Origin of the sequence: Variovorax brevis, assembly GCF_030317105.1 — a bacterium.
GTDB lineage: Bacteria > Pseudomonadota > Gammaproteobacteria > Burkholderiales > Burkholderiaceae_C > Variovorax > Variovorax brevis.
Genome location: NZ_JASZYG010000005.1, coordinates 534,593 through 550,554, shown reverse-complemented (window position 1 = coordinate 550,554; position 15,962 = coordinate 534,593). Strand labels below are relative to the sequence as shown.

Annotated in this window: 13 protein-coding genes; 7 read left to right on the top strand and 6 right to left on the bottom strand. The window is 65.3% G+C overall.

The genetic code is table 11. The features are described 5' to 3' along the window. Nucleotides 1–125 precede the first annotated feature (125 nt). On the top strand, nt 126–2,333 hold the full coding sequence (pbpC, locus tag QTI66_RS18990) for a penicillin-binding protein 1C (protein ID WP_286561519.1): 2,208 nt from the start codon (nt 126–128) through the stop codon (nt 2,331–2,333). 400 nt (nt 2,334–2,733) lie between these two features. Here pbpC and QTI66_RS39585 read toward each other — a convergent pair whose 3' ends face one another. Continuing rightward, a complete protein-coding gene (locus QTI66_RS39585) occupies nt 2,734–3,057 on the bottom strand; it encodes an aminopeptidase P N-terminal domain-containing protein (protein ID WP_353506209.1) in 324 nt (107 codons plus the stop codon). 638 nt (nt 3,058–3,695) lie between these two features. Between QTI66_RS39585 and QTI66_RS18985 the strand changes: the two genes are divergently transcribed. Next, the gene (locus QTI66_RS18985; protein ID WP_286561382.1) at nt 3,696–5,501 is read left to right on the top strand and encodes a hypothetical protein; all 1,806 of its coding nucleotides are present in this window, start codon (nt 3,696–3,698) and stop codon (nt 5,499–5,501) included. Nucleotides 5,502–5,631: 130 nt separating this feature from the next. Here the strand turns inward: QTI66_RS18985 and panE are convergent, their stop codons facing one another. Beyond that, the gene (gene panE / locus QTI66_RS18980; RefSeq protein WP_286561381.1) at nt 5,632–6,567 is read right to left on the bottom strand and encodes a 2-dehydropantoate 2-reductase; all 936 of its coding nucleotides are present in this window, start codon (nt 6,565–6,567) and stop codon (nt 5,632–5,634) included. A gap of 129 nt (nt 6,568–6,696) precedes the next feature. Between panE and QTI66_RS18975 the strand changes: the two genes are divergently transcribed. Together QTI66_RS18975 and QTI66_RS18970 are read left to right on the top strand one after the other, a co-directional pair. Then, nucleotides 6,697–7,854, top strand: a complete 1,158-nt coding sequence (locus QTI66_RS18975) for an alpha-hydroxy acid oxidase (protein ID WP_286561380.1) — start codon at nt 6,697–6,699, stop codon at nt 7,852–7,854. 134 nt (nt 7,855–7,988) lie between these two features. Continuing rightward, a complete protein-coding gene (locus QTI66_RS18970) occupies nt 7,989–9,314 on the top strand; it encodes an MFS family transporter (protein ID WP_286561379.1) in 1,326 nt (441 codons plus the stop codon). 28 nt (nt 9,315–9,342) lie between these two features. On the opposite strand, the gene QTI66_RS18965 is transcribed toward QTI66_RS18970, so the two are convergent. After that, entirely contained in the window at nt 9,343–9,903 is a 561-nt protein-coding gene (locus tag QTI66_RS18965) for a putative glycolipid-binding domain-containing protein (RefSeq protein WP_286561378.1), read from the bottom strand. Between the two features lie 132 nt (nt 9,904–10,035). Between QTI66_RS18965 and QTI66_RS18960 the strand changes: the two genes are divergently transcribed. Next, nucleotides 10,036–11,244 (top strand): Y-family DNA polymerase, encoded by a 1,209-nt coding sequence (locus tag QTI66_RS18960; RefSeq protein WP_286561518.1) that lies wholly within the window; start codon nt 10,036–10,038, stop codon nt 11,242–11,244. 9 nt (nt 11,245–11,253) lie between these two features. After that, nucleotides 11,254–11,919 (top strand): TIGR02117 family protein, encoded by a 666-nt coding sequence (locus QTI66_RS18955; RefSeq protein ID WP_286561377.1) that lies wholly within the window; start codon nt 11,254–11,256, stop codon nt 11,917–11,919. A gap of 42 nt (nt 11,920–11,961) precedes the next feature. Here the strand turns inward: QTI66_RS18955 and QTI66_RS18950 are convergent, their stop codons facing one another. Then, on the bottom strand, nt 11,962–13,026 hold the full coding sequence (locus tag QTI66_RS18950; protein ID WP_286561376.1) for a purine-nucleoside phosphorylase: 1,065 nt from the start codon (nt 13,024–13,026) through the stop codon (nt 11,962–11,964). A gap of 151 nt (nt 13,027–13,177) precedes the next feature. Here QTI66_RS18950 and QTI66_RS18945 point away from each other — a divergent pair, with 151 nt between their 5' ends. Beyond that, entirely contained in the window at nt 13,178–14,431 is a 1,254-nt protein-coding gene (locus tag QTI66_RS18945; protein WP_286561375.1) for a DNA topoisomerase IB, read from the top strand. Here the strand turns inward: QTI66_RS18945 and QTI66_RS18940 are convergent. After that, on the bottom strand, nt 14,371–15,063 hold the full coding sequence (locus tag QTI66_RS18940; protein ID WP_286561374.1) for a hypothetical protein: 693 nt from the start codon (nt 15,061–15,063) through the stop codon (nt 14,371–14,373). The two genes, QTI66_RS18945 and QTI66_RS18940, sit on opposite strands and share 61 nt — an antisense overlap. 46 nt (nt 15,064–15,109) lie before the next feature. Next, complete coding sequence (gene queF / locus QTI66_RS18935) at nt 15,110–15,961, bottom strand: NADPH-dependent 7-cyano-7-deazaguanine reductase QueF (protein ID WP_286561517.1); 852 nt, start codon at nt 15,959–15,961, stop codon at nt 15,110–15,112. Nucleotide 15,962 lies beyond the last annotated feature (1 nt).

Below are 15,962 nucleotides of genomic sequence, written 5' to 3'. Positions count from 1 at the left end.
GGGAGAGGGTTGGGGTGAGTGTACCGGGCCTTGGAGAATTCGTAGCGATGGATACGCCCAGTGCCCTCACCCTGGCCCTCTCCCGGAGGGAGAGGGGACAAGAAAGGACAATGTGCGTTCACACCATGGACTTGCCGTCGCTCCGCCATCCCCCCGTTGCGCGATTCGCCGCCGCACGCCGTTGTGCATTTGCCGTCCTGGTGCTCCTCATTTCCGCCAGCGCAACCGCCATCCCCAGCTTCACCCAGGTCAAGCAAGACTTCCTCCCCTCCGACGCCACCTTCGTCGACCGCAACGGCGAATTCCTCCAGCGCATTCGCATCGACCCGCGTGTACGCCGCGGTCAATGGATTGCGCTCGCCGACGTCTCGCCCGCCCTTCGAACCGCCATGGTGCTGAGCGAAGACAGGCGCTTCCACGAGCACAGCGGCGTCGACTGGCAAGCCGTGTCCGCCGCGGCGTGGGGCAACCTGTGGAACACCCGCACGCGTGGCGCATCGACCATCACGATGCAACTCGCTGGATTGCTCGACGACGACTTGCGGCGCAACAGCGGCGGTCGAAGCCTCACGCAAAAATTCGGGCAGACGCTTGCAGCGCGCGAACTGGAATCCGGCTGGCGCAAGGATCAGATCCTCGAGACCTACCTCAACACCGTCCCCTTTCGCGGCGAGATCATCGGCATCGATGCGCTCTCGCGCACGCTCTTTGGCAAGGCGCCGCACGGGCTTGACGCACGCGAGGCCGCGGTGGCTGCGGCACTCGTGCGCGCGCCCAATGCAAAGCCGTCGATGGTGGCGCAGCGCGCCTGCGAGGTGATGCGCGCCATGGCGCCCGACAGCCGGCCCGATTGCGGCGCCGTCGACATGTTTGCCACCGCCGCATTGGCACGCCGCGACTTCGACGCCAACGAAGGCATTGCGCCCCACGCGGCACGGCGCGCGCTGAAGGAACTCGAAAAAGACGCCCGTGCCGTGCGCCCGGGCCCGATCCGCACCACGCTACGCGCCCCTTTGCAACGCTTCGCCCTCACCACGCTGGAGCGCCATCTGCGCGAACTGCGCGGCCGCAACGTCGAAGACGGCGCGCTCATCGTGCTCGACAACGCCAGCGGCGACGTGCTGGCGTGGGTCGGCTCCTCTGGCGCCCTGAGCCGCGCCGCCGAAGTCGATGGCGTGCTCGCCCAACGCCAGCCGGGCTCCACCCTCAAGCCGCTTCTGTATGCGCAGGCGATTGCAGAGCGCCGCCTCACCGCCGCATCGCTGCTTGACGATTCCCCGGCGCAGATCAGCACGGCCGGCGGCCTTTACATCCCGCAGAACTACGACCGCCATTTCAAGGGCTACGTGTCGGCACGCACGGCCCTCGCCTCTTCGCTCAACGTGCCGGCCGTGCGCACCTTGGTCATGGTGTCGCCCGAAGCCTTTGCAAACCAACTGCGCGCGAGCGGATTGCCGCTGCGTGAAAACGGCGACTACTACGGCTACAGCCTCGCCCTGGGCAGCGCCGAGGTGTCGCTCCTCAACCTCGGCAACGCCTATCGCACGCTGGCCAACGGCGGGCGCTTCAGTGTTGCAGGCAACGTGTTGCCAAGCGCAGGCGCAGCACCTTCCACACCGGCCATCGACCCGCGCGCCAGCTTCATCGTTGGCGACATCCTCAGCGACACCAACGCCCGCGCGCTGACTTTCGGGCTGGACAGCGTGCTCGGCACGCGCTTCTGGACGGCCGTGAAAACCGGCACCAGCAAGGACATGCGCGACAACTGGGCCGTTGGCTGGTCGCAGCGCTACACCGTCGGCGTGTGGGTGGGCAATGCCAGCGGCGCGCCGATGTGGGACGTGAGCGGCACCAGCGGCGCGGCGCCCGTGTGGGCGGCGGTGATGGGCTTCCTGCATCGAAACGAAGCCAGCCGCGCGCCGCAGCCGCCTGCGGGATTGGTGCGCACGCATGTGGCGTTTGGCGACGGACTCGAAGCAGCGCGCGAAGAATGGTTCATCGCAGGAACCGAGCAGGCATTGTTCGCCGTCGACGAAGCGGTCAACGCAACGGACGCCTCTGCGCGCATCCTGTCGCCTTCGGATGGCACCATCGTTGCGCTCGACCCCGACATTCCGCCGAACCGCCAGCGCGTCAGCTTCGAGGCTGTCGGTCGCGGGGTGCAGTGGCGCATTGACGGCAAACCCCTGGGCCGCGGCAATCGCGCGCAGTGGTTGCCATGGCCCGGCCGGCATGTGGTGCAGCTGGCTGACGCATGCGGAGAGATCGTCGACCAGATCCGGCTCGAAGTCCGCGGCGCAGCCCTGGCGGCAAAGGCTCCGCGGCGACCCTGAGGCCACTGCAACGTGGTCCAGCAGTCAGCTTCGAAGGCCGAAGTGCCGTGCAGGCGCCGCGGCCGAATCGCCCCTCGCCAAGGCAATCAAGCAAGGTCAGTTCAATCCCGGTCGGCTGCATGTTCGGGGCCAAGCCGCGTCCGCGATCCGGAATGCTGTGCTTTCGGCATCACCTGAGCGGCCCTCTGGAGACGTCACTCGGCTACCCCGAAACTTTGCACCGGAGCCCTTGCGCTGATGGTTGCGGCCTTTCGCATTACTTCCTGTTCGTGCGCATCTTTGAAGAGACGCATTCCGTCAAATGGCCCGCGCCAATCGCGCTGCTCTTGCGGACAAATTGCGGCATGGCGCACACGGGCACGTACGTCTGAAGCACTCGTCTACCCGTGTCTCAAGGCCCTTATGAGTAGCAAAGGATTACCACACCAGACCTGATTCCAACAGGCGCGGCAATTGCTTGTCGATTCCGGAATTGACAGGGGCCACATCGACTCCAGGCGCCTGTGGAACTGCTTCCGGACCCATGCGGTAAATCCCGAATCTCGCGTTCGAGATTTCTTCGTAGTGCAGAACAGGGTGCTGCGGAAATCATCGCGGACAGTGCCAGCCAGGCATCGGATCCGGTGAAGCCAGTCAGATAGAAAAAGTAACTGTCATGGCAATAAAGAAAGGCGCTGTCACGGTTGCATTGACGTTCCGGAGGGCAGGAATAACAGCGATGCAGTCGGCCCCCAGCAGAGCGGCATGCCGCGCGCGGCGATGGGCAAGGGAGTGGCGGTCATGGCGTCACCAAGATACACGTTTGTAACGGGCGGGTGTTGTAGGTCCACCGATTGTGAAAAGGTTTGCAAGAACATTTGCCCCACCCGCGCGTGCAAAGTACAAACTGGTTATGTCAAACAGAGGGTATAGCTCGTGAAAGTAATTAAGACAACAGCATTACTGACGCTGATTTCAGCGCTTGGCGCTTGTGGTGGCGGCGGAAGTGGCGGTACTACGGGCGCGGCCGCCGGCACCAATGGTGCAGGGACCCTTGATGCAGCCGCGGATCCGAACACACTCGTTGCGGGGTCCGCAGAAGCCGAAGCCGAAAAACGCCGGCGCTGGGGTTCCAGCACCCCCGCACCGGCACCGGCACCGGCACCGGCGGCATCGCCGCCTCCGCCGCCTCCTCCGCCTCCTCCGCCTCCGCCTCCGCCGCCTCCTCCGCCTCCACCTCCGCCCGCTCCGGCCGCACCAATCGCAAGCGGCGATCCGACGGACAGCCCCACGCTCAGCGCACCGCTCGCAACGGCAAAAAGCGCACCTGACGATGATGTCGTCAACGCATCGCGCCTGGTCGATCCGGATGCCTATTCAAAAATGGCCGCCAAGATGAGCGGCGAGGATGGCATCACCTATCGCTATGGTTCTCCGTCCTCCGCAGGCGCCACGACCACGAAATGGTATGAAAGGCCGAGCAACTCGTTCACCCTGACGCAGCGACCCAATGCCGATGTTGGCAATCTCGGCCAATGGCAGGTCGGTGGCCCTGTGGCGTCAGAAGGCGGCTATGGCGACTATTTCTCCAATATCGGCAACGTCCTTTACGTAGCCAACTCGACGGCGTCGACCGCGCGCACGGGTGTCGCCGATGTCGCAACGATTTCCCAGCAAAGCAATACGTTCAGCCAGAAGCCGGAACTGCCTTGGGTGATGCGCAACTACATGGGCGGTGGCGTGGACGACATGCACGCGCAGCAGTTCGGTCTCAAGAATCCGGTTGCTGCGGCGCGCTGCTACGGTCGTCCGGGCTGGTGCTCCGAAAGCGTCGTCGTCTACCAGGACGGCACCGTCTCGACAGCCTTCGGCAGCAACACGGCCCAGAACTCGTACAAGACCAAGCTCGAAGCGGGCAAGGTGCCGACCGCGATCACTATCACCAACAGTGGCGAGTTCGCGCTCATCACGGTGTGGGACGTCGCAAAGACGCGCGGGCAGATTGCCGTCGTCGCATTGGCAGGCTTGTGTGGCGGCTGCACCGTCGCCAAGCCGGACCTCGGCGATGTGGGTTGGGGCGATTGGGGTGCGACGCATCCCGGCTTGGCCAATCAGGGCAACATTGCCTACATGAAGGTGCTGGGCTATGTCGACCTGCCCGAGAATCTGCGCGCACCGACCGAGATCTCGGCGACAACGGGCTGGGAGCCATGGGGTGGTCGGGTCATCACGCCATCCGGGCAGTACTCGGCCTACAAGATGCCGCTGGCCGTCGAGAGCAATCGCCAGACCTTCATCACTGGCAACAACGTCAATGCCTATGCCAAGGCGGGCGTGGCCGTGGTGGTCTCGAAGTCCGAGCAACGCGTTGCCTTCATCGACCTGAAGCCACTGTTCGACTACTACAAGTCGATGTACTTCGGGCCGATCGCGAACTTCAACGCGACCAAGGTGATCGGTGAAGCGCCCAGCCAATGGCCCTACACCTTTGACTACGCGACTCAGCAGAAGCCGACCTTGATCAAGACGATGGACATGCCCAGTGGCGCCAAGCCGACGGCGGTCAAGGTATCGCTTTGGGGTCCCAACGCGCGTGCCTGGATTGCGACGCAAGAAGGCGCACTGCGGGTGTTTGACCTCGGCAACTATGCGCAGCCGAGCGGAACAAGTGCGCCGAGCGTCATCAGGCAGTTGTTCTCCGTCCCGGTCGGAAGCAATCCCACCAGCATCTCGTACTTCCGCGGTGACCTTGGCAACATGCAGAGCCTCAGCTACCAGGCCATCGTGTTGTCGCGCGGAGAGCGACGCGTCGACTGGGTGAACTTCAACAGCACGCGAACCGGCGGCAGCGTCGATCTCACGAAATCCCTCAAGGACGTGCGTCTTGTCGACCCGATCTCGATCGAAGACAACGAGAACCATGGCACCGAGGCGTTCACGTTGACCCTGGCCGATTACACCGGCGGGACGATTCGCAACTACCGCTACGGCAACGTCATCTTCCATACGAACGGTGGCGCTTGCCAGAAACCGGGATGCGGAAAAGGCGAAGGCCTGACTGGGACCGACCTGTTCGAATACGGTGGCGACCTGGTTCTGCCTCCGACCCTGCGGTACACGGACGGAGCCAAGGCGCCTGCGTTGTTGCCGGGCAAGCCCTTCTTCATCACGTCACAGAACGTGCCCTGACGGAATGCCGGGCGGGGGATCAAACCCCTGCCCGTCGTGGACTTCATTGCGGCGCTGAGCGACCTTCGGGCTCGTTCAGCGCCGCAAGTCGTTGTGCCGACGTACAGGCCCGAACGGCCCGCCGGCAAGCTCAGGCCGGCTTCGACTCGCGCGCCCGGCGCGCCTCGTAAGCCTTGAGGTGCGCGTAGACCACCCGCAGCAGGGACAGTGGTTGCGCCCCGTCCCCCGCGCGTCGCAGCAGGTCGCCGATGATGTGATCGGCTTCGATCGGCGCGCCGCGCTCCATGTCCTTGAACATCGACGCGGTCATCGGCGAGCCCGCGGTGGTCAATGCGGCCTTCGCACGCTGGATGGACGCGGGCGCCGGCGCAAAGCCGTTGCGTGTCGCAACCGCCGCGCATTCCTCGACGAGTGCCGTCGTCACGTCGTTGCCGCCACCTTCCACGATGTCGCCGATGCTGGCGCGCATGAGGCAGGTCATGCCGGCAGCCGAGGCGATGAACATCCACTTCTCCCACATCGCCTGCAGGACGTTGTCCGAGGCCGACGCGGTGAAGTTGGCCTTGGCAAAGGCCTGCTCGATGGCGTCGATGCGCGGCGAACGGCCGCCGTCGAGTTCGCCGTAGGTCAGGCCGTGCATGTCGTTGACGTGCATCACGCGGCCTTCATCGTCCAGCACCGCGGAGATCAGGCACAGGCCGCCGAGCACGCGCTGGCGGCCGAAGCGCTGCGTGAGATCGTCCAGGTGGCGCATGCCGTTGAGCACGGGCAACACCGCCGTCCCGGGACCGACTGCGGCGGCAAACGATTCCATGGTCGCCGCCAGGTCGTAGGCTTTGCAGCCGACGATGACGACGTCGTACGGCGCCTGGACGTCTTGCGACAGCACGACGGGCGGCGACGGCAGATCCAGGTTGCCGAAGGGGCTCTTGATGACAAGGCCCGTCTTCGCCAGTTGCGCGGCGCGACGCGGCCGCACGAGAAAGGTCACGTCCTCGCCGGCCTGCAAGAGCCTGCCGCCGAAATAGCCACCCAGCGCGCCTGCGCCCACAACCAGAAATCGCATGTCAAAGTCCGCTCAATGAAGGGAGCGGGGATTCTGCGCTGAATCAGGCCAGGCCGCAGAAGGCCGGCACAACCGTAACCATAATGTGTCTTTTGCGCCATCAGACAACAACTCGAGGAGACCGCTCTCGTGCCTGACCTTTCCAAGATCACCTGCATCGAAGACCTGCGCGTCATTGCCAAGCGCCGCGTCCCGCGCATGTTCTACGACTACGCCGACTCCGGCGCATGGACCGAAGGGACCTATCGCGACAACGAAGCGGCATTCCAGAAGATCAAGCTGCGCCAGCGCGTGGCCGTGAACATGGAAGGCCGTTCGACCCGCACCACCATGATCGGGCAGGAGGTCGCGATGCCCGTGGCGATTGCGCCGACGGGCCTCACCGGCATGCAACATGCGGACGGCGAGATCCTGGGCGCACGCGCCGCCAAGGCCTTCGGCATTCCCTTCACGCTCTCGACCATGAGCATCTGCTCGCTGGAAGACATTGCTGAAGGCACGGGCCGCCATCCCTTCTGGTTCCAGTTGTACGTGATGCGCGACCGCGACTTCATGGAGCGCCTCATCGACCGCGCCAAGGCCGCCAACTGCTCGGCGCTGCAGGTCACGCTCGACCTGCAGGTGCTGGGACAGCGGCACAAGGACATCAAGAACGGCCTGACGACGCCGCCCGCACCGACCATTGCCAACCTCATCAACCTCGCGTTCAAGCCGCGCTGGTGCATGGGCATGCTGGGCACGCAGCGGCGCACCTTCGGCAACATCGTGGGGCACGCCAAGAACGTGAGCAACGTGTCGTCGCTGTCGTCGTGGACGGCCGAGCAGTTCGACCCGAGCCTGAACTGGGGCGACATCGAATGGATCAAGCGCCGCTGGGGCGGCAAGCTCATCCTGAAGGGCGTCATGGACGTGGAAGACGCGCGCCTGGCTGCGCAGACCGGCGCGGACGCCATCGTCGTGTCGAACCACGGCGGACGCCAACTCGACGGTGCGCCGGCATCCATCACCGCCCTGCCCGCCATTGCGGATGCCGTGGGCAAGCAGATCGAGGTGTGGATGGATGGCGGCATCCGCGGCGGCCAGGACGTGCTCAAGGCCCGCGCGCTGGGTGCTCGCGGCACGCTGATCGGGCGCAGCTTCCTGTACGCACTGGGCGCCCATGGCGAAGCCGGCGTCACGCGAGCGCTGCAGATCCTGCACAAGGAACTGGACATCACGATGGCGTTTTGCGGACACACGCAGATCGACACGGTGGACTCCGGCATCCTGTTGCCGGGAACGTTCTAAGAAGCGCTGAAAGTCGCGACCTTCGTAATTTCTGGAGGTCGCAGCTTGCCGCCCGTGCGCGGCGCCGGCTGACAGCGCAGTTGCATCGAGGCGCGCAGAATGCCCTCTGCCAATAACAACACGCAGAGGCCGCCATGAGTTCCACCATGTCCAGCCCGGTCGTCGCGCCGGGTTCTCTTCGTCAGTACACGGCAGAAGAAAAGCGCCACCGCATCTTTGCCATCGTGGGTGCCTCTTCCGGCAACCTGGTGGAGTGGTTCGACTTCTACGTCTACGCCTTCTCCGCCATCTACTTCGCGGGCTCCTTCTTTCCGAAATCGGACCCGACGGCACAGTTGCTCAACACCGCAGGCGTGTTCGCAGCGGGCTTCCTGATGCGCCCCATCGGCGGCTGGTTCTTCGGCCGCATCGCCGATCGCAAGGGCCGCAAGGCCTCGATGGTCATCTCGGTGACGATGATGTGCGCCGGCTCGCTGGCCATTGCCTGCCTGCCGACCTACGACAGCATCGGCGCGTGGGCGCCTGCATTGCTGCTGATGGCGCGCCTCTTCCAGGGCTTGTCGGTGGGCGGCGAATACGGCACCACGGCCACCTACATGAGCGAGATTGCACTGCGAGGACAGCGCGGATTCTTCTCGTCGTTCCAGTACGTCACGCTGATCGGCGGACAGTTGCTCGCGGTGCTGGTGATCGTCGTGCTCGAACAGTTGTTGACCGAAGCAGAACTCAAGGCCTGGGGCTGGCGCATTCCCTTCGTGATTGGCGCCATCACGGCCGTGGTGGCGATGTACCTGCGCCGTGCGCTCTCGGAAACGCATGGCGAACAGGGCGCGAAGAACAAGGAAGCCGGCACGCTGGCCGAACTGTTCCGCAACCACAAGGCGGCGTTTTTCACCGTGCTGGGCTACACGGCCGGCGGCTCGCTGATCTTCTACACCTTCACCACCTACATGCAAAAGTTTCTGGTGAACACGGTGCACATGCCGATCAAAACGACCAGCTACATCATGACCTGCGCCCTGTTCGCGTACATGTGCATGCAACCCTTGTTCGGCATGCTGTCGGACAAGATCGGCCGCCGCAACAACATGCTGCTGTTCGGCGCGCTGGGCACGTTGTGCACGGTGCCGATCCTCACGGCGCTTCAGACGGTGACGAGTCCCGTGGCCGCCTTCGTGCTCATCGTCGTGGCGCTGGCCATCGTGAGTTTCTACACCTCGATCAGCGGCATCGTGAAGGCCGAGATGTTCCCGCCCGAGATCCGTGCGCTCGGCGTGGGGCTGGCCTATGCCGTGGGCAATGCAATCTTCGGCGGGTCTGCCGAATATGTCGCGCTGGCCTTCAAGGCCGAAGGGCACGAGTCAACCTTCTTCTGGTACGTCACGGCGATGATGGTGGTCGCCTTCCTGGTGAGCCTGCGCCTGCCCAGGCAGGCAAGCTACCTGCACCACGACCATTGAGGGCCAGGCGTGCGGGCGGTAGAAGATCCTAAGGCTCTGCCTGCCAGAGCCGCGGATACTCCGTCACGAAGCCTTCGGACGTCACGCGCAGCGTGTCCTTGTATTCGAAGCGCGGCGCCTCGTAGGCGTATTCGGCGTCGCTGCGTCGCACATAGCGCTGCGCCAGCAGGCTGAGCGAGTCGCCATCCAGGTCGATCCACGCGGCGGGCACGTCGGCGGACTCGCCCATCTTGAGGTTCAGCCGTCGCAGTTGCACCAAATTGGTGGCTGGTGTGAATCCAAGGTCCAGATCGATGCAGTGCCCCAGTTCGGGGATGACCGCGTCGTTGAGCGTCCAGTCGCCGCGCGTATTGCGGGCAATGGCAAAGTCGACGGCCATGCTGCCGATCCAGCCACGCACGCGCCCCCACTTGGTGTGCCAGGCCTTGTCGCAGTACACGCGATAGTCAAGCCGCGCGGGCCGTCCGTCGGTGTGCTGGAACACCGCGGCCCCGTCGACTTGCCATGACTCGCCGTGCCGTTCAAGACGACAGGCGTCATGCCCCGGCGCGTCGAGCCGGCGCCAGAAAACCGTGGCGATGGTTTGCATGGGCCAATGATCGCATCGAAGCGCGGCGCGCACCAGTGGTGCTGCAACGAAACCTGTCTCGCGCGCCGGCGCCGCGCTGCCGGCAAAATCGGCGCCGTGACCGAACCCATCCGCCGCATCGCCCATCTGGACATGGACGCCTTCTTCGCGTCCGTCGAATTGCTGCGCTATCCGCAACTCAAGGGCTTGCCAGTGGTGATCGGGGGCGGACGCCGCAAGGTGGACGAGGTATTGCGGCAGGTGCCAGAAGGCGGAACCCTTGCCGACATTCCCGTGGCGGCCTTTCCGCTGCTCAAGGATTACGCAGGCCGGGGCGTGATCACGACGGCGACCTACCCCGCGCGTACCTTCGGTGTCGGCTCGGCCATGGGGCTGATGAAGGCCGCCAAGCTGTGCCCGCAGGCGATCCTGCTGCCGGTGGATTTCGAGGAGATCCGCAAGTATTCGCGCCTGTTCAAGCAGACGATCCTGGAGATTGCGCCGCTAATGGAAGATCGGGGCGTGGACGAGGTGTATATCGATTTCACCGACGTTCCGGGCGGCCAGCGCGAGGGCGGGCGGGTGCTGGCGCGGCTGATCCAGAAGTCGATCTTCCAGGCGACGGGGCTGACCTGCTCGATCGGCGTCGCACCCAACAAGCTGATCGCCAAGATGGCGAGCGAATTCGACAAGCCCAACGGCATTTCGGTGGTGTACGAAACCGATCTGCAAACGCGCATCTGGCCGCTGCCGTGCCGCAAGGTCAACGGCATCGGGCCGAAGGCGGACGAAAAGCTCAAGGGCCACGGCATCCAAACGGTGGGCGACCTGGCAGCGCGCGAGCGCGACTGGCTGATCGCCCACTTTGGAAAGTCGACAGGCGCGTGGATGCACGAGGTGTCCTGGGGCCGCGACAACCGGCCGGTGGTGACCGAAAGCGAGCCCGTCTCCATGAGCCGCGAGACGACCTTCGAGCGCGACCTGCACGCAGTGCGAGACCGCGCCGAACTGGGCGCCATCTTCACGCACCTGTGCGAAAAGCTGTCGGAAGACCTGCAGCGCAAAGGCTATGTCGGCAAGACCATCGGCATCAAGCTGCGCTACGACGATTTCCGCATCGCGACGCGCGACCAGACGCTGGCGACTTTCACAGCGGACGGCAAGACGATCCGGCAGACGGCGGGCATTTGCCTGAAGCGCGTGCCGCTGGACCGCCCGCTGCGTCTGCTGGGCGTGCGTGTGGGCTCCCTCGCACGGGCGGACAGCGATCAGGCCGCGGCGACCGAGCGACCGGCCTCCGGGGAGCGCACACAGCCTGCGCGCAGCGCGGACGCGGCCGGCGCGACGGGCTCGCTCTTTTGAAGGCGCGCCATGCGGGCACTGCTTCGCACCTTGGCGCTGCTCTTGATGGTGCCCGTCGCCGCGTTGCTGGCCTACCTCGGCGTCGCCTGCGCGCTCATGTTTTTTCCGGCGAACATGATGGCGACGACCGAAGCGCGCAGCATCGAGGCTTGGGTGTTGAGCAACGGCGTGCACACCGACCTGGTGCTACCTGTGCGCGGGCATGGCATCGACTGGTCGCAACTCTTTTTGCCGGCGCACTTTCGCGCGGCGCCGCCGGATGCCGAGTACGTCGCCATCGGCTGGGGCGACCGGGAGTTCTACCTGCACACGCCCCGCTGGGCAGACCTGACGGCGTCACGCGCGTTCGGCGCGGTGATGGGCGTGAACCCGGCGCTGCTGCACGTCACCTACCTGAAGCGCGATGAACTGGCTGCGTTCGCACACCGCCTGCCGCTTTCGCAGCGCCAGCACCAATTGCTGGTCGACTACGTGCGCGCCGCCTTGCCGGGCGGGCGGGCCCTGCCGGTCGCGGACGCGCACTACGGATCGGCGGATGCCTTCTACGAGGCGCAGGGCAGCTACGACCTGTTCGACACGTGCAACGCGTGGACCGGACGCGGGCTGCGTGAAGCCGGCGTCGTGATGGGATGGTGGACGCCGTTCGACTTCAACGTGCTCTGGCACGTGCAATAGGCCGGGCGCCGTTCGAGCACTTAGCGTCCCACACAACATCCATCATCGCGCAGGAACGCCGCCTTGCCACTGCCCCCAGTTGGTGACGATGTGGTCCACGACGCGGCTTCCCACCAGCTCGATGTTCTGCACCGTCTCGGCAAACCCGCCCGCCGTCTCGCCCGGCGCCGGGTCCAAGTGCTGCAAGGTCGTTTCCTTCGGATTGCCCTGGTCGAAGTTCACGGCGCCGCGCAGGCTCATCACGCGGTCGGTGCCATGCGTGCGCTGGATCACGAGGGTGATGGCGGCCGCTTCCATCTCGGTGATGACGTAGTCGTCCGCGCCATAGAGCTTGGCGATGTATTGCGCCTGCTTCGACATGCCCGGGCCATGGAAGAATGTGTCGCCGGTCATGTGCGTGCCGGTGCCCACGAAGGGCGCGCGGCGCGCTGCGGCGTCGGGATAGCGCAGGCGATAGGTGCGGGCCGAATCGGAATCCTTCAGTGGCGTGTCGGCGCTCAGCTTCATCGCCCAGGCGACCAGTTCCGGGTTGAGCTTGAAGCGGCGGTAGTTCTCATAGCCCTTGCGCGGCATGAAGGTCGGCTCGCCGGGCTTGTTCTCTTCAGGCGCCCAGCGATGGCCGAGGTCGTAGTCGACCAGCCACGTGGCCCAATTGACCTCGCCGATCGTGCCGCGCGAGGGCGGCGTGCCCGCCACGCCGGAGATCACGTAGTACGCCTTCGAAAAATCGAACGCGGGATTGAGCAGGATCGCCTGCATCGACGACGACGAATTGACCTTGCCCATGCCGAGGACCGCGCCGCAGACGCCGTCGGCATTGCAATACACCGGGGCGAGCGCGCCCGGCACGGTGACGGGCTTGGCGTCTTTCCAGTAGCGCTCGTACCAGTGCTGGAACTCGCCGGCGCGGTCGCCGGTGTTCTGGCCGATTTCGAACATCGCGGCCACGAACACCTTGACCTTGACCGGCGCGGCCGCCGGCGTTGTCGTGGTGGTGGATGTGCCTGAGGAAGGCATCGCGCCGCAACCCGCCAGCACGGCGGCACCAAGGCCCAAGGCCGCTGACAGCGCCACGCGACGCGTGCGCATAGAAATGGAAGTAAGCATGAAAGTGATCGCCAGGCGAAGGGATGAAAGAAGAAATCGCACGCGAATCGCGCGGGCCGCGCACCCGTGGCGCCTGTGGCGTCCTACAGCGGCCACGGCGACATCGCAGCAAAGCTTCGATTGTCACCTTGTTGTTGCCGATGCAATCCTCATGCCGACTGCGCCCATTCCGAAACCCGCCAAACCCACGCCACTGGCCAACGGCCTGGTCTATGTCACCCAGGAAATGCCCGGCCATTCGCGCGTTCGGCAAGGCGAGCGCTTTCGCTACCGCACGGCCAAGGGCGCGTGGATCGATGACGACGAAGAAATCTCGCGCATCAATGCGCTGGCGATTCCTCCGGCGTACACCAGCGTGTGGATCTGCCCGCTGGCCAACGGACACCTGCAGGCGACGGGACTGGACGCACGCGGTCGCAAGCAGTACCGCTATCACGCGGAATGGCGCGCGTTGAAGGACGAAGCGAAGTTCGAACGACTCGAAGCCTTCGGGCGCGCCCTGCCCCGGATTCGCGCGCGCGTCGCAAGCGACCTGCGGCCACGCAAGGGGTCGGAATTGCGCCGCGAGACGGTGCTGGCGACGCTGGTGCGCCTGCTGGACACGACCTTCCTGCGCGTGGGCAACGAGGAATACGCGGCGAGCAATGGCTCCTTCGGCCTCACCACCTTGCGCAATCCGCACGCGAAGGTGGGACGGGGCGTGCTCAAGCTGCGCTTTCGGGGCAAGAGCGGGGTCGAGCATTCGGCGCAGGTGGACGACCCGCGCATCGTGAAAATCGTGCGGCGCTGCCAGCAGTTGCCGGGCCAGGAGCTTTTTCAATACCAGGGTGAAAACGGGGAGCCGCGCAGCCTCTCATCCACCGACGTGAACGACTACCTGCGCGAAATCGTCGGAACGCAAGGCCCCGATGCCTTCACGGCGAAGGATTTCCGGACGTGGCACGGGACCGTGCAGGCGCTCGAATTGACGCGCCTGGCCTGTGACGCCAATCCGGAACCCGGCGCCACGACCGCCGTGCGCTTCACCGCCAAGCACATCCTGGCGGCCGTTGCAGAGCAACTGGGCAATACGCCGGCCGTCTGCAAGAAGGCCTATGTGCACCCGGCCGTGCTGGCGCTCGGCGCACGGCTGGCGGGCGATGCGGAGGAGATGCGCGCCATCTGGGAGCGCATCGGGAACGGCCACGGCCACGCCCGGCTGCATGCGGCTGAAAGGCGCCTGTTGGGATTCCTCGCGGCGCATCGACGTACGCTGGCGCGGCAGGCATCCCTCGCAGGCAAAGCGGCGCGCAAGTCAACGCATAGCGCGCGGGCTGGCGGCGCGGGCCGCGCGCGAAGCGGTGTTCAGGCCGCAGGTGCCAGAGCGAAACGCACGGTGTTGGCGCCCTCGAGCATCACCTCGTAACCCAAGTCATCGGCCAGGCTCTGAAAGGCCACGGCATCGATGGCGAGCTTGCGCGGCGCGCGGTGCGCCGAATCGTCGTCCGCCACGTTTTCGGCACCGCCGTTGCGCGCCACGGTGCTCAGGGTCAGCCCGTCGGAACCCACGCCGGCGATGGCAATGGCGGCAACCTTGCCCGCACTGTCGTGCAGGTAGCTCAAGGCGCACAGCAACAGATAGCGCAGCGCAGCGCCCTGCGGCCATTGCGCTTCCGATTCAGCAGCTTCGAGCGAAGGGCCCACTTGCAGGTCGACTTCACGCATGCTGAACGCGGGCCGCAGCAGCGCGACGCACTGCGCGACCAAGGCGGAGCGCGTGATGCCGTCGTCGACTGTGGCCAGCTCCCAATCGCGCAGCGAGCGCATGGCAGCCGTGAGTTCGCCGATCTGGTTTTCGATCAGGTCGACGCGCTGGGCGCATGCCTGGGCGTCGATGGACGGAGCGGTCAGCTGGCGCTTGAGCGTCATCAGGGCCATGCGCATGACCGAAACGGGACCGACCATGTCGTGGCGCAGGGCCGGCAGCACGCGGGACAGCAGCTCATGCCGCACGCCGGCTGCGATCCAGCTGCGGGCGCCGGGTGAAGCTTTCATCATGCTGTCAGTATCCCTGTGCGAATTCAAAGAGGCTGTAGGAGCGGAGCTACTGTCGGGCCGTGCGCGTATTGGCCGGCAGCGCCTGCGGCCAGCTCGCGCGGAAGGGATTGATGTCCAGCCCGCCACGGCGTGTGTACCTGCAATACACCGCCAGCTTGGTGGGCTCGCAGCGCTTCATGATGTCGGTGAAAATCCGCTCCGCGCAGGGTTCGTGGAACTCGTTGTGCTGGCGAAAGCTCACGATGTATTGCAGCAGGCCGGCCTGGTCGATCTGCGGTCCGCTGTAGCGGATCTGCACGCTGCCCCAGTCCGGCTGGCCGGTGACGAGGCAGTTGCTCTTGAGCAGGCGGCTCGTGAGCGTTTCGGTCACCGGCTGTTCGTCCTTGACGCTGGATAGCAGCTCAGGCGCCGGCTGGTAGTGCGTGCATTCGAGGTCGAGCCGGTCGAGGTCGACGCCATCGAGTTCATGCACCGGCTCACGGTCAAACATCTCTGGCGCCAGCAGCTTGACGCCAATGCGCCCGGCGCGACCGCTGCCGCGCCACACGGCTTCGCTCAGGTCGTTCGCGAGCGTGTCGCGCACGGCCTGCGCATCGGCGAACACGCTGCTGTTGAAGCTGTTGAGATACAGCTTGAAGGACTTGCTCTCGATGATGTTGGACGTCTCGCACGGGATGGTGAAGTGCGCGATGGCCAGTTGCGGCTTGCCGCGCGCATTCAGCCAGCTCAGTTCGAAGCCGGTCCACAGGTCGGCGCCGAAGAAGGGCAATGCGCCTTCCGCAATGCCCATGGCTACGCGCTGCGTGGCGCGTGCAATGGGGAAGAGCTGGCCCGGGTCGTACTGGTCAACGTAGGCCGACACGCGACCGAGTTGCGATTGCTCAGGCGTGTTGTCCAGG

Bases quoted from the DNA above. Each gene is read 5' to 3' on its own strand.
- pbpC (WP_286561519.1), top strand. From the start codon at position 126: ATGGACTTGCCGTCGCTCCGCCATCCCCCCGTTGCGCGATTCGCCGCC.
- QTI66_RS18985 (WP_286561382.1), top strand. From the start codon at position 3,696: ATGGCCGCCAAGATGAGCGGCGAGGATGGCATCACCTATCGCTATGGT.
- panE (WP_286561381.1), bottom strand. From the start codon at position 6,567: ATGCGATTTCTGGTTGTGGGCGCAGGCGCGCTGGGTGGCTATTTCGGC.
- QTI66_RS18970 (WP_286561379.1), top strand. From the start codon at position 7,989: ATGAGTTCCACCATGTCCAGCCCGGTCGTCGCGCCGGGTTCTCTTCGT.
- QTI66_RS18965 (WP_286561378.1), bottom strand. From the start codon at position 9,903: ATGCAAACCATCGCCACGGTTTTCTGGCGCCGGCTCGACGCGCCGGGG.
- QTI66_RS18960 (WP_286561518.1), top strand. From the start codon at position 10,036: ATGGACGCCTTCTTCGCGTCCGTCGAATTGCTGCGCTATCCGCAACTC.
- QTI66_RS18955 (WP_286561377.1), top strand. From the start codon at position 11,254: ATGCGGGCACTGCTTCGCACCTTGGCGCTGCTCTTGATGGTGCCCGTC.
- QTI66_RS18950 (WP_286561376.1), bottom strand. From the start codon at position 13,026: ATGCTTACTTCCATTTCTATGCGCACGCGTCGCGTGGCGCTGTCAGCG.
- QTI66_RS18945 (WP_286561375.1), top strand. From the start codon at position 13,178: ATGCCGACTGCGCCCATTCCGAAACCCGCCAAACCCACGCCACTGGCC.
- QTI66_RS18940 (WP_286561374.1), bottom strand. From the start codon at position 15,063: ATGATGAAAGCTTCACCCGGCGCCCGCAGCTGGATCGCAGCCGGCGTG.